At 59.0% G+C, this 24,698-nt stretch carries 21 protein-coding genes and 7 pseudogenes; 13 read left to right on the top strand and 15 right to left on the bottom strand.

From position 1 onward, the window contains the following. From K9B32_RS18960 to K9B32_RS18920, 9 genes and pseudogenes are all read left to right on the top strand, one after another. Positions 1 to 416: pseudogene (locus K9B32_RS18960) on the top strand (MmgE/PrpD family protein); the annotation flags it as partial. Between the two features lie 577 nt (positions 417 to 993). After that, positions 994 to 1,197, top strand: a complete 204-nt coding sequence (locus tag K9B32_RS18955) for a hypothetical protein (protein ID WP_224564949.1) — start codon at positions 994 to 996, stop codon at positions 1,195 to 1,197. A gap of 17 nt (positions 1,198 to 1,214) precedes the next feature. Beyond that, positions 1,215 to 2,204 carry an ABC transporter substrate-binding protein gene (locus K9B32_RS18950; RefSeq protein ID WP_224564947.1) on the top strand — a complete coding sequence of 330 codons (990 nt, stop codon included), beginning with the start codon at positions 1,215 to 1,217 and terminating at the stop codon, positions 2,202 to 2,204. A gap of 5 nt (positions 2,205 to 2,209) precedes the next feature. Continuing rightward, positions 2,210 to 2,983, top strand: coding sequence for an ABC transporter ATP-binding protein (locus K9B32_RS18945; RefSeq protein ID WP_224564945.1), 774 nt, complete (start codon positions 2,210 to 2,212; stop codon positions 2,981 to 2,983). After that, positions 2,973 to 3,782 carry an ABC transporter permease gene (locus K9B32_RS18940; RefSeq protein ID WP_224564971.1) on the top strand — a complete coding sequence of 270 codons (810 nt, stop codon included), beginning with the start codon at positions 2,973 to 2,975 and terminating at the stop codon, positions 3,780 to 3,782. Before K9B32_RS18945 ends, K9B32_RS18940 begins: the two co-directional genes overlap by 11 nt. 87 nt (positions 3,783 to 3,869) lie before the next feature. Continuing rightward, entirely contained in the window at positions 3,870 to 4,865 is a 996-nt protein-coding gene (locus tag K9B32_RS18935; protein ID WP_224564943.1) for an isopenicillin N synthase family dioxygenase, read from the top strand. A gap of 2 nt (positions 4,866 to 4,867) precedes the next feature. After that, positions 4,868 to 5,839 (top strand): LysR family transcriptional regulator, encoded by a 972-nt coding sequence (locus K9B32_RS18930; protein ID WP_224564941.1) that lies wholly within the window; start codon positions 4,868 to 4,870, stop codon positions 5,837 to 5,839. Positions 5,840 to 5,871: 32 nt separating this feature from the next. Continuing rightward, positions 5,872 to 7,239, top strand: coding sequence for a cytosine deaminase (locus tag K9B32_RS18925; protein ID WP_224564939.1), 1,368 nt, complete (start codon positions 5,872 to 5,874; stop codon positions 7,237 to 7,239). Between the two features lie 124 nt (positions 7,240 to 7,363). Then, positions 7,364 to 7,558 (top strand): hypothetical protein, encoded by a 195-nt coding sequence (locus tag K9B32_RS18920; protein ID WP_224564937.1) that lies wholly within the window; start codon positions 7,364 to 7,366, stop codon positions 7,556 to 7,558. 330 nt (positions 7,559 to 7,888) lie between these two features. Here the strand turns inward: K9B32_RS18920 and K9B32_RS18915 are convergent. The 3 genes and pseudogenes from K9B32_RS18915 to K9B32_RS18905 all read right to left on the bottom strand — a co-directional run. Beyond that, positions 7,889 to 8,035: pseudogene (locus K9B32_RS18915) on the bottom strand (ATP-binding protein); the annotation flags it as partial. Between the two features lie 186 nt (positions 8,036 to 8,221). Further along, a pseudogene (locus K9B32_RS18910) lies at positions 8,222 to 9,037 on the bottom strand (nucleotidyl transferase AbiEii/AbiGii toxin family protein). Positions 9,038 to 9,146: 109 nt separating this feature from the next. Beyond that, on the bottom strand, positions 9,147 to 9,563 hold the full coding sequence (locus K9B32_RS18905) for a DUF6088 family protein (protein ID WP_224564935.1): 417 nt from the start codon (positions 9,561 to 9,563) through the stop codon (positions 9,147 to 9,149). 327 nt (positions 9,564 to 9,890) lie between these two features. Between K9B32_RS18905 and K9B32_RS18900 the strand changes: the two are divergent. The 3 genes and pseudogenes from K9B32_RS18900 to K9B32_RS18890 form a co-directional block, all read left to right on the top strand. Further along, positions 9,891 to 10,211 (top strand): annotated as a pseudogene (locus K9B32_RS18900) (hypothetical protein); the annotation flags it as partial. A 295-nt stretch (positions 10,212 to 10,506) separates the two neighbouring features. After that, positions 10,507 to 11,673 (top strand): ATP-binding protein, encoded by a 1,167-nt coding sequence (locus K9B32_RS18895; protein ID WP_224564969.1) that lies wholly within the window; start codon positions 10,507 to 10,509, stop codon positions 11,671 to 11,673. Between the two features lie 160 nt (positions 11,674 to 11,833). Further along, on the top strand, positions 11,834 to 12,268 hold the full coding sequence (locus K9B32_RS18890; RefSeq protein WP_224564933.1) for a GNAT family N-acetyltransferase: 435 nt from the start codon (positions 11,834 to 11,836) through the stop codon (positions 12,266 to 12,268). Here the strand turns inward: K9B32_RS18890 and K9B32_RS18885 are convergent. Continuing rightward, positions 12,261 to 12,491, bottom strand: a pseudogene (locus K9B32_RS18885) (transposase domain-containing protein); the annotation flags it as partial. The gene K9B32_RS18890 and the pseudogene K9B32_RS18885 sit on opposite strands and share 8 nt — an antisense overlap. A 123-nt stretch (positions 12,492 to 12,614) precedes the next feature. Here K9B32_RS18885 and K9B32_RS18880 point away from each other — a divergent pair. Next, a pseudogene (locus K9B32_RS18880) lies at positions 12,615 to 13,037 on the top strand (SOS response-associated peptidase); the annotation flags it as partial. Positions 13,038 to 13,197: 160 nt separating this feature from the next. Here K9B32_RS18880 and K9B32_RS18875 read toward each other — a convergent pair. The 11 genes and pseudogenes from K9B32_RS18875 to K9B32_RS18825 all read right to left on the bottom strand — a co-directional run bounded on the left by K9B32_RS18875 (position 13,198) and on the right by K9B32_RS18825 (position 24,486). Beyond that, on the bottom strand, positions 13,198 to 13,470 hold the full coding sequence (locus K9B32_RS18875; protein ID WP_224564931.1) for a MurR/RpiR family transcriptional regulator: 273 nt from the start codon (positions 13,468 to 13,470) through the stop codon (positions 13,198 to 13,200). A gap of 48 nt (positions 13,471 to 13,518) precedes the next feature. Then, complete coding sequence (gene iolE / locus K9B32_RS18870) at positions 13,519 to 14,430, bottom strand: myo-inosose-2 dehydratase (RefSeq protein ID WP_224564929.1); 912 nt, start codon at positions 14,428 to 14,430, stop codon at positions 13,519 to 13,521. 88 nt (positions 14,431 to 14,518) lie between these two features. Then, entirely contained in the window at positions 14,519 to 14,908 is a 390-nt protein-coding gene (locus K9B32_RS18865; protein ID WP_224564927.1) for a tautomerase family protein, read from the bottom strand. A gap of 42 nt (positions 14,909 to 14,950) precedes the next feature. Then, positions 14,951 to 15,747 (bottom strand): annotated as a pseudogene (gene iolB / locus K9B32_RS18860) (5-deoxy-glucuronate isomerase). 10 nt (positions 15,748 to 15,757) lie between these two features. After that, on the bottom strand, positions 15,758 to 17,599 hold the full coding sequence (iolD, locus tag K9B32_RS18855; RefSeq protein WP_224564925.1) for a 3D-(3,5/4)-trihydroxycyclohexane-1,2-dione acylhydrolase (decyclizing): 1,842 nt from the start codon (positions 17,597 to 17,599) through the stop codon (positions 15,758 to 15,760). Position 17,600: 1 nt separating this feature from the next. Then, the gene (locus tag K9B32_RS18850; RefSeq protein ID WP_224564922.1) at positions 17,601 to 19,508 is read right to left on the bottom strand and encodes a bifunctional 5-dehydro-2-deoxygluconokinase/5-dehydro-2-deoxyphosphogluconate aldolase; all 1,908 of its coding nucleotides are present in this window, start codon (positions 19,506 to 19,508) and stop codon (positions 17,601 to 17,603) included. 71 nt (positions 19,509 to 19,579) lie between these two features. Then, positions 19,580 to 20,599 carry a Gfo/Idh/MocA family oxidoreductase gene (locus K9B32_RS18845; protein WP_022712766.1) on the bottom strand — a complete coding sequence of 340 codons (1,020 nt, stop codon included), beginning with the start codon at positions 20,597 to 20,599 and terminating at the stop codon, positions 19,580 to 19,582. A gap of 22 nt (positions 20,600 to 20,621) precedes the next feature. Next, complete coding sequence (locus tag K9B32_RS18840) at positions 20,622 to 21,416, bottom strand: TIM barrel protein (RefSeq protein ID WP_224564920.1); 795 nt, start codon at positions 21,414 to 21,416, stop codon at positions 20,622 to 20,624. 83 nt (positions 21,417 to 21,499) lie between these two features. Beyond that, complete coding sequence (locus K9B32_RS18835) at positions 21,500 to 22,288, bottom strand: ATP-binding cassette domain-containing protein (RefSeq protein ID WP_022712768.1); 789 nt, start codon at positions 22,286 to 22,288, stop codon at positions 21,500 to 21,502. Beyond that, entirely contained in the window at positions 22,288 to 23,409 is a 1,122-nt protein-coding gene (locus tag K9B32_RS18830) for an ABC transporter permease (RefSeq protein WP_022712769.1), read from the bottom strand. The genes K9B32_RS18835 and K9B32_RS18830 overlap by 1 nt, the downstream gene beginning before the upstream one ends. 123 nt (positions 23,410 to 23,532) lie before the next feature. Further along, complete coding sequence (locus tag K9B32_RS18825; RefSeq protein WP_224564918.1) at positions 23,533 to 24,486, bottom strand: sugar ABC transporter substrate-binding protein; 954 nt, start codon at positions 24,484 to 24,486, stop codon at positions 23,533 to 23,535. Positions 24,487 to 24,698: the final 212 nt, after the last annotated feature.

Here is a 24,698-nt window from a genome sequence, read left to right as displayed (position 1 = left end):
TATCCGCTGGCCGCAACCTCGCTTATCCCGACCCCACTGACGAGATGCAGGCCCGCTTCTCGATGCAATATTGCCTGGCGACAGCTTTCCTCAAAGGCTCCCTTAGCCTTTCGGACTTTACACGGCAGGAGGTTTGGCGACCGGAAATCCGGGAATTCATGCCGCGCATCGAAATGCAGTCCTATTCGGCCGAAGAGGAAAGAGGCGTGGAGCGCCTGCCGCACGTCGTCACGGTCACGACGCGTGGCGGGCGAATTCTTAACAAGTCTCACTTGCATGCAAAGGGATCGCTCGTGGCGCCGATGAGTGTGCAGGAGCGCAAATTCAAGTTCATGGACTGCTTGCGCTGGGGAAATCGAGAGGTTTTCGACGGTTTTTATTATCGGCTTCTTGCGACAACGCGTTCTGGAACTTGATCACGGATGGCCCTCGTCCAGAAATAAATTGAGTGCCATCAGCCGGTAAGGTTGGATCGAGGGTTGCTACGCGGAAAAAGCTCTTTGGCCGCGAACAGGACGGAAACTCTGTTTGATCCCTTCGCCTTGAACGGATGTGAACCCGTGACCTGCCTATTTTCGGAACCCTAATCTCTCAAAGACGCAAATATCACCTTTGCGTGACGTGAAACCGAGCGAGACCGGTCGGGGCTTCCTACCATTCGGGCCTTAGCGACCGGCGCGGGGTCCTTCAGCGATCGGCACAAAGAGATTTCCGCTCTCTTCGTCCTAATAATTAGAACGATCAATTTCTGAGCAGTCAGGTAAATTGCTTTCGACAAAAATTCGCATATTAAATCAACGCACTAGACCTCTGACGCTTGGTGCCACACCAAGTTGAAGCGAATCTTGCATAATTTTCAAGCACGTACAAAATTTCATCAACACTCTTGCGAAAAGCGGCTTTTGCGTGAGACAAAGATTTTGCGAGTAGAAGCGGTCTGAGCCTTGGTTCTGGACATTGCTCGACGGGTAAACCTGTCGAGGAGATGTTAGAATGCGAGGAAAAATCAGTGCTCTCGCCCTGAAATCCGCAGAGACCGACATCGGATCTGATCAACTTCGCGCGCATCGTTGTTTTACATGCCTGAGCAGCAAGCGGCCTGAGAAACGCGATTGCACATTCGCAATGCTCATCGCGAATGGCTTCGATCCAGAGCGCATCGCCAATCTCTATTCGTCCTTAAAAACCGAACACTAATTGCGAAAGGTAGACCTATGTCCCGCACCAAGCTTGCCTTCTATGCACTTGCCGCAACCCTTTCTGCCGGTGCCGCATCCGCCGCCGACAAGGTGATCTTTCAGCTCGACTGGCTGCCCGGCGGCGACAAGGCGCCGATCTATGTCTGCATCCATGAAGGCTTCTGTTCGGAGGCCGGGCTTGAGGTGGAGATCGCTTCCGGTCGCGGCTCAACCGACGCCATCTCGCGCCTTGCCGCAGCATCCTCCGACGTCGGCGTTTCGGACATCGGCGCCTTGATGGCTGCCCGCGCCAATGAAGGCGTGAAAGTCACCGCTGTCATGTCGCTGTTCAACAAAGGACCGCACGCCTTCTACGTCGCCAAAGGTGGTTCGATCGAAAGCGTCGCCGACGTCAAGGGCAAGACGATCGCGACGTCGCCTTTCACATCGTCGAACGTCTATCTGCCGCTGGTGCTCAAGGACGCCGGCATCGACATGGCGGATATCAAGCTCATCAAGGCTGATCCGGGCGCACTCGGCCCGATGCTGATGACAGGTAACGCCGACGGCATCATCGCCTGGATGACAGACCTGAGGCGCTACAGCAATCAGGGTAAGGAGGCTGGCAAAGAGATCGTCGCCCTGCCCTGGTCCGCAGCCGGCCTGGAGCTCTATTCCGCCTCGCTGATCGCCAGCGACAAGTTCCTTGCCGAACGTCCCCAGGTCGCCGCCCGCTTCGTCGCGGCCTACAGGAAATCCGTCGAGTTTGCGAAGGAAAATCCGCAGAAGGCTGCTGCGGCTGTCACCGCCATCGTGCCGGAACTCGGCTCGGAAGATGTCGAGGGTTCGCTTAAGGATACGCTGCCTCTGATCTTCAACGAGGTGACGCAGAAGGACGGCCTTGGTGTCTTCGAACCCGCTCGCCTCGCCGAAACATGGCGCCGTGTCTCCGAAGCCCAGGATATCGATCCGGCCAAGCTCGATCCGGAAACCATGGTCAACCGCACGTTCGCCGCAACGGAGTAACCGTCATGGCGACGCCCGCTATCCGCTTCGACAGGCTTGGGCAGGTCTTCGAGACCCGGTCCGGGCGCACGGAGGCCCTGCGCGACGTCAGTTTCGATGTTGCCCGGCATGAGTTCGTGTCCATCCTCGGCCCTTCGGGCTGCGGAAAATCGACCCTGCTGCGGATGACCGCCGGCCTGCTGGAACCGACGTCCGGTTCGGTAGAGGTTTTCGGCCTGCCGGTGACGGCCCCGCGGGACGACATTGGCATCGTCTTCCAAAAGCCGACGCTGCTTCCCTGGGCGACAGTCGAAGACAATGTCGTGTTTCCCGCCCGCCACAAGACCGGCCGGGTGACGGCAGAAGAACGCGAACGGGCGGGCGAACTTCTAAGGATGGTCGGGCTTTCCGGCTTCGAGAAACGCCTGCCGGACGAACTGTCCGGCGGCATGCAGCAGCGCGTCGGCATTGCCCGCGCATTGCTGATGGACCCGGATATCCTGCTGATGGACGAACCGTTTTCCGCGCTGGATGCCCTGACCCGCGAGGTCATGGGTTTTGATCTCCTGCGCATCTTTTCAGAGCGTCCGAAGACCGTCGTCTTCATCACCCATTCCGTCAGCGAAGCAGCGCTTCTGTCTGACCGTGTGCTGGTGATGACGGGCCGGCCCGGCTCCATTCTGACTGAAGTCAACGTTCCCGTTACGCGGCCGCGTGGCCCCGAAACTGCAAAGGACAAGGCGATCCATGAGCTCTCAGACTATCTCCGCGATCTCCTCCTCAACCGCCATGCCGCGTGAAGGCGAAGCGTCCCGCACGCAGCCTGCCCTGGTGAAAAGGGTATCTGCTTGGCCGGGTGTCACCACTGCGATAGCCTTGATCGGCACCGTTCTGTTATGGGAAGCAGCGGCCCGGCTTCTCTCGATCCCCACCTATCTGCTGCCGCCGCCGAGCGCGATCCTCGGTTCATTCTCGTCCATCGGCTTCGAGCGTTGGGCAGGACATATCGGTGCGACATTGCGGGTGGCGTTGTTCGGTTACGCGCTGTCGATCGTCATTGCCATTCCGCTCGCCGTCATCATGATGCGTTCGCCTTTGCTGTCACGGACGCTTTATCCGCTGCTCGTCGTCGTCCAGTCGACGCCGGTCGTGGCGATCGCTCCGATCATCATCGTGGTGCTGGGTGCCGGCGATGCGCCGCGTGTCGTCATCACCTGTCTCATCACGTTCTTCCCTCTTGTCGTCTCGACGGCCACAGGGCTTGCGGCGACGCCACCGGAGCTGATCGAGTTGTCACGAAGCCTGCGTGCTTCCGGCTTGCGTGAAATCACTCAAATCCGTCTGCCGTTTGCCGTGCCCTACATCTTCTCGGCCCTGAAAATCTCCATCACGCTCGCTGTCATCGGCGCCGTGGTTGCGGAGTTCTGTGCCTCGGAGGCAGGAGTCGGTTATTTCATCCAGTTGTCGACCTCGCTGTTCAAGCTGCCCCAAGCCTGGGCCGGGCTTTTTGTGCTCGCGGCGATGTCTCTCCTCCTCTTCCAGATTGTGGTTTGGGTCCAGAAGCTCCTGTTTCCCTGGAGTCTGCCAAAAAACCGCTGATCCCCTCCGGAGTAGAAGCAGTCGGGCTCTGGCCCGGACATTGCTCCTCAACCGCCGGTCCGCCGGCTATTCCCAAGGAGAATGCCTATGAATATGCAATCAGACAATCTTGCCGAACTCGCCAAGGAAGCGACGATCGGCGGCATGGGGACGACCGTGGATCGGGAAATCCCGGTTATCGATCTTTCCGATTTCGAAAACCGCAAGCAGGAAATCGCCGACGCGCTGTGGCAGGCTTCGGTCGATATCGGCTTCTTCCAGGTTTACAACCACGGCATCCCCCAGGAAGACATCGATGCAGCCTTCGACACCGCCTGGACCTTCTTCGAACTGCCGGCCGCAGTGAAGGCGAAAACCCCCATGCCCAAGGGCGTCAATGCCGGCTGGGAGTTCAAGGCGCAGGTCCGCCCTTCCACCGGCACGCCGGATAACAAGGAAAGCTTCCAGCTTACCCGGCCGGACATGATCCGCCTCAACCTTTGGCCAAATGAAGACGATCTCCCGGATTTCCGCGAAAAGATGCTCCGCTTCGAGCGGCAGAACTGGGAACTGGGCATGCGCATCCTGTCATGCTTCGCGCTGAAAATGGGCTTTGCCGAGGATTTCTTCACCAAGGCCCATGATCCGTCATCGGAAGAATATCAGTCGACATTGCGGCTGATCCACTACATGTCAATGGAAGACGCCAAACCGGAAGATTTCCAGTCCTGGCGAGCCGGTGCGCATTCGGACTTCGATTGCCTGACCATCCTTCACCAGAAGGAAGGCGAAGGCGGGCTTCAGGTTTGCCCAGGCAAGGATGCGGCACTGAAGCAATGGACCGACGTTCCGCCACGCAAGGGTTACATCACCTGCAACATCGGCGACATGCTGATGCGCTGGTCGGACGACCAGCTGCAATCCACATTGCATCGGGTGCGCATGCCGCGTGAGGGCGAGTATATGGGTCGCCGTCTGTCCCTGCCTTTCTTCTGCCAGGCAAACCGTGATGCCGTCATGCAGGGTCCGCTCGGCAAATACGAGGCGATCACGGCCGGCGAATATCTGACCCGCCGCATCAACGCCAATTTCGCCAAGAAGTGACGTTGAAGATGGTCCGTTGCAATGACATCGTGGGACAGTCAATCCGACTCCCGTCAGGCAACGGACCAATCATGCTTCATGGACGCGCGCTGCGCTACATCGACGAAGTGGCCCGACAGGGCTCCATCCGCAAGGCGGCGAAGACATTGCATGTCGCCGCCTCCGCGGTGAACCGCTACATACTGGAGCTTGAAGAAGAGCTGCAGGCGCCGATTTTCGAGCGCCTGCCGCGCGGCCTGAAACTGACCAGTTCCGGCGAAATCCTGATCCAGCACATTCGTGAAACCCTGCAGGCGCATCAGCGCATGCGTGCGCAGATCCAGTCCCTCAAGGGGCTCAATCGCGGCGAGGTGGTGCTGGCGACCATGGCAACGCTCGCTGCGGGCCGGATTGCCGAGATCGTTGCCGCCTACCGAGAAAAACATCCGCAGGTCAGCCTGCGGATCATGGTCGGCGACCGGACGACTGTTGCGGAGATGGTTGCGCTCGGCCAGGCCGATCTCGCCATTGCCTACAACCTGCCGGACGATACCCGGCTGCAACGCGCCGCCGAATTCCGCCATGCGCTGGGAGCCGTCGTCGCGCCCGCCCATCCCCTCGCAAACCGCAAGACCGTGCGCATGTCCGATTGCCTGCTCTATCCGCTGGTTCTGGCGGATCGATCGCTGTCGCTGCGCGAGGTCGTCGAGGCGACTGCCCCGGCGCGTGCCACCCTTGTTCCCGTCGTCGAGACCAATTCGATGGAACTGATGAAGCGCCTTGCCCGGACAACGCCTCACATCACCTTCCTCAACCGGCTCGATGTCGACCGCGAAATGGCGACCGGCGACCTGGTCTTCATTCCGCTGACGGGAACCGGCTCGCTGCAACGGCTCAATATCCTCCACCGCGCCCGCGGCTCGCTTTCGCCCGCCGGCAGCCATTTCATGCAATTCGCGCAGGAGCGTCTGCTCGCCTCGTTCGACGAGAGCTGACCGCTCGGCAACCCATCCAATAGAGACCCACCATGAACGATCTTTCCCTGTTTCCCAGCCTTGCCGCCCGTCTGTCGAGACCCGAGCGCATTCGTCTTACGAAGGCGCGCGTCCCGGTCGCGCTGCTTGCAGATGACGTGCCTGGTGGTGCGGAGGTGGACCGGGACGGTTCCGCCCTCGTCGATATTCTGGTCGAGAACGGCAGGATCGCTGCGATAACGCCGGCCCTTGCCGATGGTGGCGAAGATGCAGTCGCGCTCGACGGCCGCCATGTCTGGCCGCTTCTGATCGACGCGCACGCCCATCTCGACAAGGGCCACACCATGGGACGTGCGCCCGATTCCGGCGGCACGCATCCCGGCGCGCGCGCCGCGACGACGGCGGACCGGCTTGCCCACTGGAATGCCGACGACCTCCTGCGACGGATGGAATTCGGTCTTGCAACGGCCGACGCCCATGGCGTGGCCGCTATCCGCACCCATCTCGACAGTCACGAGGGGCAGGCGGAAATCACCTGGAGCGCGTTTGCCGAAACGCGCGAGCGTTGGAAAGGCTGCATCACCTTGCAGGCTGCCGGCCTCGTGCCGCTCGATGCCTATCGCGACGACTATGGCGCCCGCCTTGCCGATATCGTTGCCGTCCACGGCGGCTTGCTCGGCGGCGTCACCCGCGCTTCCGGGGGTACCCACGGGTCAGGCCTCGACGATATCGACCTGCTGCTCGACCGGTTGTTTGCGCTGGCGAAGGAACGGGAACTGGATGTTGATCTACATGTCGACGAGGCGGCACAGGCCGATGCCCTGCCGCATGTGGCGCGTGCCGCCATCCGCCACGGTTACGAGGGGCGCGTGACGTGCGGCCACTGCTGTTCGCTTGCGCTTCTGGGCGAGCAAGAATTGCGCGACACGATCGCGCTGATCGCCGATGCCGGCCTCTCGATCATCACGCTGCCAACCGTCAACATGTATCTCCAGGATCGCGAAGACGGCCGCACGCCGCGCTGGCGGGGGGTCACGCCCGTGCAGGAATTGCAGGCGGCTGGCATTCCGGTCGCCGCGGCCGGCGACAATTGCCGCGATCCGTTCTTTGCCTATGGCGATCACGACATGCTGGACACCTGGCGGCAAGCGGTGCGCATCCTGCATCTCGACCACCCTTACGCGGATTCGCCCGCGCTTGCCGGCCCGGCCCCGGCCGGCATCATGGGCATCGACGCCGGCACGATCAGCGTGGGACGTTCGGCAGACCTTATGATCCTGGAGGCTTGGAGCCTCGATCAGGTCATCGCTCGCCCACACGCCGACCGCGTCATTCTCCGCAAGGGTATCCTCGCCAATAGGGCATTGCCATCCTACAGCACGCTTGCAGATTTCCAGCCGGCCGGAGCCACTCGCATATAGGAAACAAAAACAATACGCCGGCGAAACTCGTCGGTTCCCTTGGCTATTCAGTTTTCATGTCGCTACTTGACCGCCGTTTTTAAGGCCTTCCTGCACGACCCGATCCGAGCGGCCGGCGAGCGCCTTGGACATGGCGCTGGCCGCTATTAATAAGCATATCCTGCAGTCGGAAGAGGCGATGAGCGCCCCCTTGTTCGCACGCTTGCCGCGCGGACTGCGGCTGATGCCGCCCGGTGAAATCCTCGTCGCAAATGTGCGCCGCACCCTCAAGGAATTCAACCAAGTCGAATCCGATATCCTCGACATGAAGACCCTTTGAAAGCGACGAGATTGTCATCGCCGGGATGGGGTCGGCCTTGCCGGCAGCACCGTGGCATAGTCCGGGGGTACATTTCACGGCACGTCACCGGTGCCTCAAGGTCGCAATCCGGACAGTTCGTACGCGATATCGACTAGACCCTTCTGGATGGACAAGCGAATCTTGACCTCGTATTCAACGCCGCTCCGCCCGCCGACCATCAACACCGAGCCTGCAAATCAAACCAGCCGTCTTTGCGGCTACAGTCGATGTCACACGCTGACCTTCTGCATGTGGTTGCCTTGATGGGATTGGAACCGCTGACCCACTCGTTCAATCGCTATTTTTGGATTAAATTGTCCAATCAGAGCAGCTAGTTACTTTCGGAATAGCTGGTAAGGGGCAATTGCAGACAGTTATGGTGAAGATGCTGACGTGGTGGGTCAGCCTGTCGAGCAACGCACCGGTCAGCCGCTCGGACCCCAGCACCGGCGTCCAATATCGTTCCGGCCGATATCAGCCGCTGTGTTCGGGGTTTCTACGCCCCAAAGCGGTACGTGCCGCTTCAAGTCTTGTATAGAGAAGATGTATTATTGACGCCATTCCCCCGAACGTTTGCGCCGCTCGAGCTGAAAAACGTCTCAACGTTTTAGGGTGGCGTCTCTGAGTGAGGTCGACAGAGCGTCAGGCGTCCCGAGCTATTTTTATGATTTTGTCGACGGCTCCGAAAGCGGTCGTGAAATCGGGCCGGTGTCCATAGACCAGATGGTCTAGAAATTTCGCGTAGCGATCGGCGAAATCTTCATCAGTCGATATCTTTTCATAAGCGCGAAGGGTCTCTCCCTTCGGGTCTTTCACATAATCGGGATATTTCTCGCCGCGTGTTGCGGCTTCTTCTTTCATCGTTCCGAGCGCTATCGCGACCGCCTCATCTAGATCATATTGCCCATCCATGCGTGACAAGTCGTAGACGTGACGAACGAGGGTATGATCGAAATCCTCTACGCCTGCGAACGCAGCGCCGGCACGGCGGCCGAGTGCAACAAACTTGTCTGCCGCTGTCTCTACAAGCCTGACGCACGCAACATCTTGCGCCTCTGCCGAGGCCCCTGTTGCTTCAGCGACGAACGAACTGACGGAAAGTCTCTGTGGCTCTGTGCAAACCGGGAAGGCGGCGATCTCGATCTTGATCTCCGGGCGTAGAACGCCTTCGCCTTTTGCAATTGGTTCGTACGGCAAATCGTAACGAACGTATCGATCGTTCTGCTTCACGACGTAGTGCTTCTTTACAGCTGCACCATCATCTGATTCCAGCTTGAAGCCAGCGCCTTCCAGTCGATCGTTCACGGCAGCTCTTAGACGCTTAAGTTCGCCTCGAGACGGGTCCGCCTTTCAGACGATGCGAAGATCGATGTCTTCGGACATCCTCTCGAGTAGGCGGTAGGCACGGCCTAGTGCCGTCCCACCACCGAAAGCCAGAGTCAGCCCATCGACCTCCACATCGTGGATGGCAGCCAAAGCCTTGACGACAAACCAGTCCTTTTCGACCAGCGCTAAAGAAGGAAGATTGAAGTGCTCCTGAACCTCTAGGAGCGTCCTGTTGTCTGGCCTATCGCTCAACACGAAGCTCCGCGCGACCATCTGATAGACGGCGGCTAAACCTCGTCTTGACCTTAACTGTCGGATTCAAGGGAATCTGCGTAGATCGCCCTTCATTGTAGGCCTTCGTGCTTTCAGTCTGCTCCCAAGCAACTCCAAGCTTGTTCAGCGCCTGAATTGCGGCGCTGTGGAAACCGTTGGAGCTGGAGACCATAAGTCGGCCCGATATCCTGGATCGAACAGCGCGAGCGTAGACCCCGTAGCCGAGCTTCAGCAAAGCACCGTCACGCACAAGCAACCTGAGCGCACGCAGGACTTGATCCTCGCCGCTGAGGTCGGCAAAGTCTTTTGGAACAAAGACATCTGTCTTCTTCGTTTTCGTGACGCGGCTCTCAATTTTCTGCTTCAGCGTCTTGGATCGGCGCATGATCGGCGCTCCTTACAAAAACCCGACACAACATATATGCAAACACCCGACAAATTGCAAGGAATATTTAGGCGCATAAAGTAATTGAAAGATAAGACTATTTGAGCCGTTCCAAGCGAAATTTTAGAGCGCACCTCACAACTTTTCTGAAGCTCGTCCAATCGAAAGACCAAGCCATTTTTCACGCGACGTCAGGAGGCAGCCGAGACCTCAATCCTCGGACCACAGGTCATCAGGACCCAAGTAACGCAGTGCGACCTTTTCTGCCACGAAGAGCGGATCAGTTCAGAAAGCTTGCGTAACGCGACACCAAAGATCGTCGATACACTAAGGCTCGGGCTGCATCTTGGGCTTCGTCAGAAGAATCTGCGCCAGCTTTTGCTGTGCCCGCGAGGCCATTTTCCAACGTCCGAACGGCGACTTGAAGAAATGAGGCGCGGTGAAATCCGATGGAGCGAGCGAGATCATGGCTGGGAGGTCTTGATCCCTTCGAACGCGTTCAAGAACTCGAATTCTTCATTCTTCGGAGCAAAGCCATTCCGATTGGTGCTGCCCGATCTCATGGACCTCTACCACTATCTGAATGCATACATAGATCGCCACCGCGGAATCCTTCTTGGCGAGGCAGATGACCCAAGAACCTTCTTCGAAGTAGGCCGAGGCCGGTCGCGACCGTCATTGTTCCTGCAGTGTCGTAGACCGCATCGAACCGTTCCTCGAGCCTCGACAGGTCGGCTCGTGCGGCACGTTTGGTCATTTAGCTGTAATGTCTCTATCTTCGGGGCGATTTCGAGTGAGCGATCGGCTCGATTGATTACCTCCGGTATGTTTGAAGACAGCTATTTCGCAATGACTCTGCACGAATGGCAATACGGGATGGATGGCGCGGCTCAGCCGTAAAATTATCCTTGCAAATCTGGAATTGCGATCCATAAATGCAAGGATGATTAAGCGCCGAATATCCACTGAGCTGACCGAGTTGATCGACACGAGTCCAGCTGTCGCACTAATTGGCCCGCGTCAGGTCGGCAAAACGACGTTGGCACTCTCAATAGCCGATCATCGCCCATCGATCTATCTCGATCTGGAATCGGATGCTGACCGCGCCAAACTCACCGAACCGGAACTATACCTCAGCCAGCATAGCGACAAGCTCGTTATCCTGGACGAGGTTCACCGACTACCTAATCTTTTCCAGAATTTGCGCGGGCTTATCGACCGCGGCCGTCGAAGAGGGAGAAAGGTTGGGCATTTCCTGCTTCTTGGATCCGCGTCCATCGATCTATTGAAACAGTCTGGTGAGACGCTGGCCGGTCGCATCGCTTACCTTGAAATGGGTCCGGTCAACGGCTTGGAAGTACCTGCTGATGATCTGAACACTCTATGGCTACGAGGTGGCTTCCCGGATAGCTTACTCGCGGTGAGTGATCGTGCAAGCCAGCGCTGGCGGCAAGACTTTATTCGCACCTATCTGGAACGGGACATTCCCGTGCTTGGGCCCCGTATTCCCGCCGAGACATTGCGGCGCTTCTGGACCATGCTTGCCCATCACCAATCTGGGCTTCTAAACGCCGCAGAATTTGCGCGTGCACTTGGCGTCGATGGCAAGACAGTCGCCTCCTATCTCGATCTCCTGGTTGATCTACTGCTCGTACGACGCCTTGAACCTTGGCATGCAAACGTTGGAAAGCGTCTTGTAAAATCGCCACGGGTCTATGTTCGTGACAGTGGTATCACTCACACACTCTTGGGGCTAACGACCCAGGAGGACTTGCTCGGTCACCCAGTCGCCGGCGCAAGTTGGGAAAGTTTCGTGATCGAGACGTTGATTGCCGCAGCACCGCTCGGAACACAAAGCAATTTCTATCGGACGTCCGCGGGTGCCGAAATCGATCTGCTTCTCACTCCACCGGGCGGTCGTCCTTGGGCCATTGAAATCAAGCGTAGCCTGACACCGAAACTCGAGAAAGGCTTCTATCTTGCGTGTGAGGACCTGAATCCATCACGGCGCATCGTCGTCTATCCCGGGCCGGAGACCTTCCCGCTCAAAAGCGACGTCGAAGCAATGCCGCTCGCCGCATTAGGGAGCGCTCTGGCTGAACTTACTTAGCGAACCCAAAGACAAACACTGACTGCCCCCAAAGGCGGCTCATCGCCAATTTGCAGAACCTTCAGCACTCTACCATTATTCATGAGATCGTTTCGATTGGCACGCTAGATGTCATTGCTGCGCTGGGCTACGTCTGAAGCAACGTTTCAAGAGGGGTACGATGATAAGACAAATGCAGCCCGAGGATGAAAGCGGATGGCGTTCGCTGTGGACGGAGTATCTGGCCTTCGATGGAAGCGTTCTTGATGTTGTGATTCACGACAAAACGTGGTCTCGAATATTAGAAGGTAAACTAATTCACGGCTTATTGGCTTTCGAGGCTTCTGAACTTGTAGGCTTTGCGCATTACATTTTCCACCCGTCAACATGGAGCCTTAGCGAGACGTGCTACCTGCAGGACCATTTTGTCGTTCCTGATATGCGGGGTAGAGGCATTGGAAGAAGTTTGATTTCTCACGTATTTGCGGATGCTGCTGCCCTCGGTTCCTCGCGTGTCTACTGGCAAACCCAAACCGACAACCAGTCCGCCCTTGGGCTTTATGAAAAGGTTGCAGAACGTTCGGGTTATATCCAGTTCAGTAAATCGATTACCTGATACGAAGCTTAGATCGCAGTCGGCGGACTTGGGTACTGGGAACTACCGGGCGGGCTCGATAATTCCACGGTAAAAGTTCGTCGACCCGGTTCTGCTTATGGCCGTTGACGATGGCGGTGAGCGTGCTGGTCAGGTAAGCCTGTGGATCGACGGCATTGAGCTTGCACGTCTCGATGAGCGAGGCGATGGTTGCCCAGTTCTCCGCTCCGGCATCATGCCCGGCAATGTCAGACATCGTGCGACAACCACTTAAATCCATAGTCATACGAAGCTCATCAGCCAAGATTTGCATCATCTGAGCAGCACCCTGCCTTCCCCCGGGATGATGTCCCAGGGGGTGGTGTAGGCTGCCTACCGTTCGAAGCGTTGTCTGGTGCCGATCAATGGCTTCTTCGAATGGAAAGACATCTTCGGAACGGGAAAGAACAAGCAGCTGTACGCAATCGCAATGACCGATGACAGTCCCTTTGCCCTCGCAGGCATTTGGGACACGTGGCGCGACCCAGCCACTAGCGCTGAGGTTCGCAACTTCGCGGTCGTCACATGCGCGCCAAACGAGATGATGGCGAGTATCCACGACCGAATGCCAGTTATCCTGCACCGAGAAGACTACGAGCGCTGGCTGTCGCCCGAGCCTGATCCGGACGATCTCATGAAGCCCTTCCCGGCAAGCCAGATGAAAATGTCGCCGATCGGCAGGAAAGTCGGGTCGCCAAAGAACGATACACCGGACATTCTGGACGAAATCGATCCGGACCTTGAGCCCTAGTGCTCACTCAGTTCCTGATAGATTGAGACAGTCAGCCCCTTTGCGACGGTTGCCGGCACGCGCGGCCCCGTTTTGTTGGCCCCACGAAATTCAATCGAGCCAACCAAATCCGACCAGGAAAAGTCAGGGAACGTCGACGCTGCATGTATCGATGAGGGCTTCAAGCTGTGCCCGCAACCGCACGAACATGCTGACGGAAAAACTGCCGGAACTCCTTGAAGCTCTCAAAGCCCAGCGCGTTGGCCACTCTGACGACCGTTGACGGGGAAACCACGCAGCGGTCGGCGAGAGAATGGGCAGTTCCAAATGCGACGATTTCCGGATGAACTAGTGCTAGGCGAGCAACGCGCTCCTGCTGCTCCGGCAGCCGAAGCCCGGTGGCGACGATGAATTGCTTCAACTCACTGATACTGGTGGGCTTCGCAGCAGTCATGATGATGCGCTCCTCATTGTCATCGCGCCGACTTCGGCCATTTCCAAGCTAGGCGCGGAATTTAGCCTGGATGAATTCGAACGCCTCCGCCGTGTATTCCTTCGGCGCCGCAACGGCCGGATCCTGTTCCGCCTCGACAACCAGCCAACCGGCGTAGCCACTGTCCTTCACGAACCGCACAATCGGGTCGAAATCTACAACGCCGTCGCCGGGAACCGTGAACATGCCGCTCCGCACGCCGTCATTGAAACTCAGATCCTTTGACTGGACCTCGGCGCAGATTGCCTTGCGAACGTCCTTCAGATGGATATGAACGATGCGGTCGCCGAACCGCTTGATGAGCTTCGCGTAGTCGAATCCGGCTGCTGCGGCGTGTCCGGTGTCAAGAAGAAGCCCAGTTTCCGGCCCAGCCGCTCCAATGATGTCGGAGATCTCTTCGAAGGTCTCCGCGACCATCATGAGGTGGTGGTGATAGGCAAGCCTAAGGCCGTATGTGTCGAAGGGCCGCTTTCCGAACTCAGTCAGGCGGGAGGAATATCCGATCCTCTGCGTAGACGGCATGAGAAGGCGGCGGGACATCGGCTCGTCGAGCGGCGAGCCGGGCGTCATCATCGCGACCTCGCCATACACGAGGACACTGCATCCCATGGCCTTCAGAAGTTCTGCGTGCGTAGCGACGGAAGCCATCTCCTCATCGACCGACTTCTCTGCCAGTTGACCGGAGTGCCATCCCGAAGCGAGCGCAAGGGCGTTACTGTCAAGCAGCGGTTTCAGAACCGACGCTTCGCGCGGAAACTTCCTTCCCAGCTCGACGCCCGCATAACCGTTGGCCGATGCATCCCTCAAGCACGTGTCAAGGGAGATATCGGCACCGAGATCTTCGAGGACATCATTCGCCCACGACAGCGGGCTCACGGCTAGTCGTGCCTTCGACGTAGGCAGGGTTGATTGCTGGCTCATTGAATTCACTTTCATTGTGCTGACTATTGATCTGCAATCGGTTTGGTTTGTCGCCGTGCCGACAAGCCACAGCGACGGACAACTCGGACTAAAGTTCACCGGTCAGGAACTGCGCCCGGCCTCGGCCAAAAGACCAGTCCTCGTCGGCGTTCTGCGTGAAGGACACCATCACGTCGGTGGGGGCTGTCCCGCATCGTTCCTGGAGAGCCGAACAGAGGGTTTCGTAGAAGGTCGTCTTTTCTTCGGTGGACCGTGGGCGCGAGATGACTTCGACCATCACAAAACGGTCGGTCCGCGGGATATCGAGTCCTGTGTCGAGAGCACGGAGATGGCTCGGCTCGTGTTCGTTGAGGATCTGGTATCGATCCCGCTCCGGAACGTTGAACGACCTGACCATGGCGTCGTGCGCGGCATCGAGCAGCGTATCGATCTGCTCCGCGCTGCGACCGCGATAGATGTGGAACTTCATGAGTGGCATTGGGGTATCCTCGAACTGATTGTCGTTGGTCTCGGCGAGCCGTCAGGCGTCGCGTTTCATGATCCATTCGACTTCAGGAGCCGGAATGAAGCGCCACTTCCGAAGCGGCCCAGCCATCACGTTGCGGTAGTACATTTCGAAACCGTAAGGCGCTCCGCAAGGATGGTGTCCCCTCGGAACGAGGACGACGTCCCCGTCCGAAACCGCCATCGTTTCGTCCAGCTTGCCATCGTCGGTGTAAACGCGCTGGATCCCAAATCCATCGCCCGGATTGATGCGATGGTAATAGGTCTCCTCGAGGTATGTGATCCGCGGGAAGTCATCCTCGTCATGCCGATGAGATGGATAGCTCGACCAGTGTCCCGGCGGAGTGAACACCTCCGTCACGAGAAGGCTGTCGCAATAGTCCTCGTTCTCCATCGCAATGTTGTTGATGTACCGGGTGTTCGTCCCTTTGCCCCGTTCTGTGAGCGAGATGCCATCGGGGCCAATACGCCGTGCTTCGTGGCCGCTTTTACCCGGCGCGGAGCAGACGGCAATCGTGCAGTCCGTCTCTGCATTAGCGCTCCAGTCGCGCCCATTCGGAACGTACAGGCAGTGCGGCGGCGTCTTCTCTAACACGTTCATCCGCTCGCCGAGAACACCCCAATCCTGCCCGGCGGCTGTGATCGAAGCCTTGCCCTCGACCATGACGAGGATGACTTCGTTCGTTCCCGTTTGAGCGGAGGCGTGCTCGCCTGCACGCAGCCTGTAGAGCGAGAAGCTGGCATACCTCCAGCCCGCAGACTCCAGAGTGATTTGCCATGACGGCCGAAAGGCTTGCGTAGAAGATCGCTCATTGGGGGCTCCTCAATTCACCAGGCTCTGCAGGCTGATACTCCGCAGATACTGCGAGCGAGCCGCTTCTGATTTCTCAGTGCGGCCAACTTCTGGCACAGCCACGTCCCACCAGAAGCCGCCGCCGGCTTCACCGGGGCCGGGCTTCGCATCCGTGTCGATGACGATTACCGTCGGACGGTCCCTGCCTCGTGCTTTCGCGATCTGCACTTCGAGATCTGCGATGTTCTTCGCCTTGACCGCATGGGCGCCCATGGAGGCGGCATGGGCTACGAAGTCGATCTCCGGCTGCGCCTCGATGTTGCAGTCCTTGTAGAGATTGTTGAATTCCTCGCCGCCGCAATGGATCTGCAGTCGATTGATGCAGCCGTAGCCCCTGTTGTCGGTCAGGACGACGGTGAACGGGATCCGGCGCATGACCGCCGTCGCCAGTTCGGAATTCGCCATCATGTAGCTGCCGTCGCCTACGAAGCAGACGACTTCTCGCTCCGGCATCGCCAGCTTGATTCCGAGTGCACCTGCAAGCTCGTACCCCATGCAGGAATAGCCGTACTCCATGTGATAGCCGCCCTGCGCTGGTTGCCAGAGGAGCTTCAGGGCGCCGGGCATCGTTCCCGCGGCGCACATCGCAATCGTGTGATCGGTGGAGATCCGTTGCACCGCTCCAATCACCTGGGCATCGGTCGGCAGATAACCGTCGGGCTTGTTCTCCGGCGCGGCGCAGTGCGCATCCACCTTCGACAGCCAGGAGGTTCTCGATTGCGGATCGAAGGAAGAAGCCTTGTGGGATCCGAGGCGACTAGACAGCTCCTCCAACGCCACCCGGGCATCGGCGATCAGACCGACAGCACCGTGCTTGTCGGCGTCGTATGGCTGCGTGTTGATTGACACAAGTCTCCGGCTGGATTTGCCGAACAGTGCCCAGGAGCCTGTGGTGAAGTCCTGGAACCGGGTGCCCACACCGATGACCAGATCTGCATTGGCGCAGAGTTCGTTCGCCGCTGCGGACCCGTCCACGCCCGCCGCGCCGAAGTTCATCGGATGTGACTGAGCGAGAGCGGATTTACCAGCCTGCGTCTCGACGACGGGGATGCCGTGGCGTGTCGCGAAATCGGCAAGCGTATTCTCGGCCTCGGAATATATCACCCCGCCGCCACAAACGATGACCGGGTTGGCAGCACTGCGGATGAGCTGCACTACGTCCTTGAGGTCACGCCGATCCGGCTCGGGGCGACGAATCCGCCATACCTTCGGCTCAAAAAACTCAGCGGGGTAGTCGTGAGCCTCGGCCTGCACGTCCTGGCAGAAAGCGAGCGTTACGGGACCGCAGTTTGCGGGATCCGTCATGACGCGCATCGCGCGGGGCAATGCCGTCAATAATTGCTCCGGGCGATGGATCCTGTCGAAGTACTTGCTGACGGGTCGCAGGCAGTCGTTCGCAGATAGGCTGCCATCCTCGAAATCCTCGACCTGCTGGAGAACCGGGTCGGGACGACGGTTTGCGAAGACATCGCCGGGGATGAACAAAACTGGAAGCCGATTGACGTGAGCCAGTGCGGCTGCCGTGACCAGGTTCGTCGCGCCGGGTCCGATCGACGATGTGACAGCATGGGCGCGTCGGCGCTTGCTCGCCTTAGCGTATGATATCGCGGTATGGGCCATGGTCTGCTCGTTCTGGCCGCGCCACGTGGGAAGGGCATCGCCGATGCCTTCGAGAGCTTCACCAAGTCCCGCCACGTTGCCGTGACCGAAGATCGCCCATACACCCTCGATGAAGCGGTTGCCCTCCTCGGTCATCTGAACGGAGAGAAAGCGCACCATGGCTTGTGCCGCGGTCAATCGAATGCTCGTCATGTCAGTTTCCTTTCGCGACGCTGCGCGCCTCGTCCCAGATGCCGCAGAGGCGTTCGAAACGAGACGCCATGTCGATGACCGCGGCTTCGTCGGACAGATCGCCCTTCATCCAGGCGCGTGCCACGTCACCGAAGATCGTCCGGCCAACGGCGAAGCCCTTCACCAGCTCGAAAGACGCGGCAACCTGGAACGACGCGGAGAGTTCCGCTTCGGGAGCATCAAGGCCTAGAACGACGATCCCGCGCGTGTTGTCGTCATTGCGCTCGATCGCCCGGATTGCGTTTTCCCAGCCTGCTCTTGTCTTCATCGGCTCGAGTTTCCACCAGTCGGGATAGACGCCGATGTCGTAGAACTGCTGGATAAGTGTGGCAGTGGTGTCCTCGTCGACAGCGGAAACCTTCGACGGGATGATCTCCAATAGAAATTCCAGGCTGTTGCGACGGGAGGCCTCGTAGAGCCTCTTGACCGTCTCCTCCTGATTGGCGCGCTGCTCTGCGCTGTCGGAGGGATGGCAGAAGCAAAGGACCTTGACGACATTGTCGCGAGCCCATTCCTCCAGGCCACCGCAATCCAGGCCCAGTTCTGGTTCAAGCGTCAGCGGACGCGATCCCGGCCATTCGCAGGGTCGTCCGACCCACAGCCCGGTGCCAGCGGCCGCATGAAGTGCGCGCCGACCGATCCGATTGTCGCACAGGATGCCATATCCGGCTCTGCCGTTCTGGACACGCTGTGCGGCCTGCAGGCAGAGAAGCTTGAAATCACCGCCGCGCTCCAGCGTGTAGCCCGGCATCTCTTCGAGCTGCCTGCGGTGGTCGAAGGCGAAGACATGCATGCTCGGCCAGTCGCCGCTGCGGTTCGTCGACCAGTGAATCTGTTCCAGTTCCTGATCGTTACGAAGGTCCGGACGCTTCACGCCGCGTTTCAGAAAGAACCGCAGTTCCTTCAGGCTCGGATATGCAGGAGTGCAACCATGGCGACTGACGGCGAACGCGCCGCAGGCATTTGCGTATTCCAATGCCCGGGGCCAGCTTTCGCCGTCCAGCCATCCTTTCAACAGTCCAGCAAAAAAGCCGTCGCCGGCGCCAAGGACATTGAAAACTTCGATTGGGAAACCTGGTCCCTTCTGAGCGTCATCAAGCGTGTTTGGAACCCAGTCCTCGATCGCAACAGCGCCCAGAGCGCCACGCTTGCAGATGAGGGTGGCGTCCGAGACCTGCCTCACGGCCCGTAGTGCATCGACAGTGTTGGTTGACCCGCCAGCGATGTGAAACTCTTCCTCGGTGCCGACAATGAGGTCAAAAAGATGCAGGGTCGACCGCAGCTTCTCGGTGACCGCCCGGCTTTCTACGAACCTGCTCTCGCCATCGCCGTGCCCAGCGACACCCCACAGATTTGGTCGGTAGTCGATGTCGAGCGCAGTTTTCACGTCGTGCTTGCGAGCAAGCTGCAACGCCTTCATGACAGCGGCTTCGGTGCGAGGATTTGAGAGGTGCGTTCCAGTCACCACGAGCGCCCTTGCAGTGCCGACGAACTCCCCATCGATATCCTCTTCGGAAAGGGCCATGTCGGCACAGTTCTCGCGGTAGAAGATCAGCGGGAACTGGACTTCGTCACGTATTCCGAGAATAACGAGGGCGGTTAGCCGCTCGGGATCTGTCTTCACGCCATCGGTGTAGACGCCTTCACGCTCAAGTTGCTCGCGGATGAAGCGGCCCATGTGCTCGTCGCCGACACGCGTGATGACGGCGCTCTTAAGTCCCAGCCGGGCGGCGCCGCAAGCGATGTTTGTCGGACTGCCACCGATATACTTCCTGAACGACCCCATGTCCTCGAGTCGGCCGCCAACCTGGGCGCCATAGAGATCAACCGAGCTGCGGCCGATCGTGATTACATCCAGGGCTTTCTTCATGACCGTTCCAGTCTTTTGATGCGAGGGATTGCGACGGGGAGAACTGGCCGTCCGCCCCGTCGTGATAAGGATCAGCCCAGTCGCACAGGCTGCTTCTTCGAGACCGACTCGATCGCGGCCAGCGCGATTGCCAATGCGTTGCGAGCGTCGATGCCGGTTGGTTGATCGCCGATCTTCCTTTCCCGCACTGCGTTCACGAAGGAGGCGAGCTGCGCCGTATAGCCCTGCACGAAATGGTCGGTGTCGCGGCGCCAGGTGTCATTCGACACCCCGTCCTTGTCGAACAGCGTCATGCTGGAGCGACGGACATCACCCATCGTGACCATCCCGCCGGAGCCGAAGACTTCGCCGCGGATGTCGTAACCGTACATCGCGCAGAAGTTCGCCTCGGCGACGGCGATGGAACCATTGTCGAAACGAATGTTGACGACGGCCGTGTCGAGGAAGCCCTTTTCGCGAGCATCCGGGCGGACGAGAGCGTCAGCCATTGCGAATACTTCGACAGGGTTCGCGCCGGGGTTCAGCCACAGGAGGGTGTCGAAGTCGTGGATCAGCGTTTCGTAGAAGATGGTCCAGAGAGGAATCTTGTCAGGATCGGCGCCGAACGGACCCGGATCGCGCGTCAGAGAACGAATGAGCTGCGGGGCGCCGACCTTGCCTGCGTCGATAGCCGCACGGCCTTCTGAGAACGCCTGATCCCAACGACGGTTGAATCCGACCTGCAGAGGAACGCCCGCTGCCTTGGCAGCAGCAATGCCACGGTCTGCATCTTCGAGGGTCAGCGCCATCGGCTTTTCGCAGAAGATTGCCTTTCCGGCTTCCGCTGCTTGCACGAGAACATTGGTATGGAACCGAGCGGGCGTCGCGATGATAACGGCGTCCAGACCCGGCTGCGCGAGCATTGCGGCGACGTCGGTATAGGAAGCATCGACGCCGAGCTTGTCAGCAAGCTTCGCCGCCGCGCCCGGTGCGGGATCTGCAATTGCTACGAGTTCAGCATCCACGAGCCTCTTGGCTACGCTCTCGCCGTGGAAGGAGCCGATGCGTCCAGCACCGATGAGACCGACGTTGACAGTTTTGACCTTGGCCATGACTTGTATCCTGTGTGGGAATTTAGAGAGTGAATGCTTCACGGAAGGCTGCGAGCGCGGCATCGGAATCTCCGGACGCCCAGGCTTCCATTCCGATGGGGCCGGAATAGCCCATGTTCTTCAAAGCCTTTGCGACGCCGTTCCAATTGACTTCGCCAGTGCCAGGCTCGCAGCGGCCGGGTACGTCGGCGACCTGGATCTCGCCGATCCAAGGGAGTGACTTCCGGCACAGTTCGATCAGGTTCCCTTCGCCAATCTGCGCGTGATAGAGATCGAGATTCAGGCGCAGGCGGGAATGGTTGATGCTGGAAACAAGCGCGAGCGTGTCCTCCGCGCGCCCAAACGGAACGCCCGGATGGTCGACGGGCAGGTTCAGGTTCTCGAGCGTGAAGACCACGTTCTCTTCCTCGGCCATGTCGACGATGCGACGTAGCGTGTCCTGCGCCTTGAGCCACATCGCTCCTGTCACGACTTCGATCGGCTGAACCGGAAGGCCACGATCACCAAGACCTGTTCCATGGAGGTTGAGGCGCTGAACACCGAGACGCTTGCCCACCTGTGCGGTCTCACGCGCGGTCTTCAGCAGTTCATCCGCACCCTCGTCATCGGTAAGACGGCCCGTAAGGTAGCCGTTCATGATGGTGAACGTCGCGCCCGTTGCTTCGAGCTTGGCAAGATCATGTTCCGGCCAGTTCCAAAGGCCTACTCCGAAACCGAGTTCCTTGAGACGCGACGCGCGCCACTCGATCGGCTTGTCCCGCCACAGCATCTCGGCGCAGGCGGCCAACGGAAACGTGGATTGTTTAGCATTGATCATTGGGGTGCTTCCCTAGATTTTGGGTATGAGTGTCCGGGGCCCGGCACCTTCGCGCCGGACCAAATTCGTGCATATGGAAGTGATCAGATCGTCCCGCCGAGTTCCGCAGAGATCGACTGAAGTTCCTTGCCACCAGCCATCAGGTTCTGAAGGCCATCAAGGTTGATCTCGTCCTTGGCGAACGTCCCGAGGGTCTTACCGCGGTTCAACGCTGTGAATCTGTTGCCCACGGCATAGGCATGGCGCACGTTGTGGGTGATGAAGATCACGCCCAGTCCGTTGTTTCGCACCTGGTCGATGTACTTCAGAACCATTGAGGTCTGTGCCACGCCGAGAGCGGATGTCGGCTCGTCGAGGATGAGAACCTTGGCGCCGAAGTAGACCGCACGGGCGATTGCCACGCACTGGCGTTCGCCGCCTGAGAGAGTGCCGACAGCCTGGCCCGGCTCGCGAACGTCAATTCCAATCTTCTTCATTTCTTCGCTGGTGATACGATCAGCGAATTCCATGTCCATGTACTTGAACGGACCAAAGCCCTTGAGCGGCTCGCGCCCCATGAAGAAGTTGCGCGTCACGGACATCAGCGGGATCATCGCAAGATCCTGGTAGACGGTGGCGATCCCTGCATCAAGCGCACCACGGGGTCCGTTGAACGCGTGAGGCTTACCTTCGACCAGGAAGTCGCCCGACGTGGGCTTGAATACGCCGGACAGCGTGTTGATCAATGTCGACTTGCCCGCACCGTTGTCGCCAAGCAGGCAGAGCACCTCCCCTGCGTGGACACTCAGCGAAACGCCGTTGAGAGCGATGATCGATCCGAAATGCTTTACGAGATTCTTGACCTCGACGAGTGGCGTCTGAGTGTTGCTCATCAGCGTTCTCCCGTCACGCGCTTGCGAATGATGTTGTTGAAGATGACCGCGGTGAGCAGCATGCCGCCGAGGAAAACCAGATACCAATCCTGGTCGATGGAGGTGTAGGTCAGGCCGATCAGGACCATGCCGAAGACGATGGACCCGAAGAACGCGCCGATTGCCGAGCCATATCCTCCGGTCAGGAGACATCCGCCGATGACCGCTGCGATGATTGCTTCGAACTCCTTCTGGAAGCCGCGGCGTGCATCTGTGGAGCCAGCGTCGAGGACGGTCAGAATGGCTACGAGAGTGGCGCACATGGCGGTGCCAATGAACAGCGTAGTCTTCACGCGAGCAACGGGGACACCGGACTTGCGCGCGGCCTTCGGGTCGCCGCCAGAGGCGAAGATCCAGTTGCCGAACCGTGTGCGGAGGAGAATCCACGTTGCGAACAGCGCAATGAAGACGAACCAGAGGATTTCCACCGGAATGCCGGGGACCTTGGGCGCACCACTTGGGAAAGTCTCAATGATGCCGTTGCTTCCGAGCCAGGAAAACAGACCCGTGAAGGCGTCGCCAGAAAAGATCGGCGCAATCGGGCTGTCAGCGACAGCTTCCTTCATGCCGCGAAGCTGGGTTGCGCCGCCGCTCGCCCACTTCAGGCCCACGAGCGTCAGACCGCGGAGAATGAAGAGGAATGCAAGCGTGACGATGAACGACGGCAGGCCCGTCCGCATGGTGAGCTGAGCGTTGACGACACCAATGACCGCAGCGAATGCGAGCGCGATCAGGATAGCTACGCTTAGCGGCAGATGAAGGACAACCAGGGCGGTACCGAAGACGAGGCCAGCGAACGCGACCATGGATCCAATGGAAAGGTCAAACTCGCCGCCAATCATCAGCAGCGCAGCACCAATCGCAAGGATTCCAAGCTGGGCTGCGGGAGCCATGAAGTTGACCACGCCTGCGAGCGTGAACATGGCGGGGTTGGCAGTGAAGAAGAAGAAGATCGTTACGAGAACCAGTCCTGCCACGGCGCCGAGTTCCGGGCGACGTGCGAGCGCGGTCATGGTCGAGACCTTCTTCAGGCGCTCGTCGGATCGGGAAGCGGTCCCGTTCTGTTCGTTGGCCAGGGTCATGGTCGTGCCTCAAAGATGAAGAGTTAGCGTGCGCCACCTGTATCCGGTCAGACCGTATCGGGATCGGATGTCGGGCGATGATGGCGGCCCCCGCAGGAGGGGCGGGAGCCGCCTCGGGTCCGCTTAGCGGATACCCTGGGAGGATTTCTCGATAACCGAGGCTGCTGCGTCCTTCTCGACAAAGCTCGGGCCGGAGGCGACGTTGCCAGCGGGGATCGTGCCATAGCGGGCATTGAGCCCAAGGAAAGTCACAGGCAGGTAGCCCTGCAGATAGGGCTGCTGGTCGACGGCGAAGAGCGCCTTGCCCTCAGACACAGCTTTCAGGAAGCCAGCCGACAAGTCGTAGGAAGCAACCTTAACCTTGTCGCCATTGCCCATCTTCTCAACGACGGCGACAGCACGCTCGCCGACGAGCGGAGCGGACAGACCGAGGACGACGTCGATGGACGGATCGGAGGTCAGGGCAGCCTGGATCTTGGATTCGATTTCGGCCGGATCGGCAGTGGTCGGCAGAACCGTGACCTTGCCGCCTTCGAAGCCCTTCTCGGTACCTGCGCAACGCTGGTCGAGTGCGGCGTTACCAACTTCCTGGTTGACGCACAGGACATGCTTCAGACCGAGCGACTTGAGCTTCGCACCAACCTTCACGCCCGCCGGAAGTTCATCCTGGCCGACATGGAGCTTGATGCCGAGCTTTTCCGCAGCAGCAATGCCCGAGTTCATGGAGATGACCGGGATGCCAGCGGCGACGGCTTTCTGAATGGCCGGGCCAAGCGCATCCGGATCAGGGTCGGAGATCACAATGCCCGCGGGATTCTGGTTGGCTGCTGCTTCGATGAGCTGGCCCATCGCAACCATGTCGAAGGTTTCCGGTGCGCGGTAGTCGACCTTGACGTTGCTGTCCTTGCCAGCCTGCATCATGCCGTTCTTCACGATCGACCAGAAGGGGTCGGATGCCTGGCCATGCGTCACGGCGATGATGCTGATCTGTTCTTCGGCTTTTACGCCGACTGACCACGAGGCGGCGATGCCAACTGCAACCGCGCACGATGCAAGCGTCTTGATAAATGCTTTCATTTTTCTCTCCTCCGATTCCGCCACTCCAAGGCGGTGAAAGCGCTACCGGGTGCATTGTTATTGCCACCGGGTGCAAACTCTCTTGCTACCGGGTGCAAAATAGTTTGCTACCGGGTGCAAGCAGGTGCATATTATGTAAGAATGAGTTAAAAGCAAGCATTCATTTCATCGAAATCGCAAAATGGAATATATGTTCCATTTTAGGGAGGCGG

The organism is Rhizobium sp. 3T7, assembly GCF_020166565.1.
Lineage (GTDB): Bacteria > Pseudomonadota > Alphaproteobacteria > Rhizobiales > Rhizobiaceae > Rhizobium.
The sequence above is the reverse complement of the archived record's forward strand: the minus strand, read 5'-3'. Positions and strand labels throughout refer to the sequence as shown.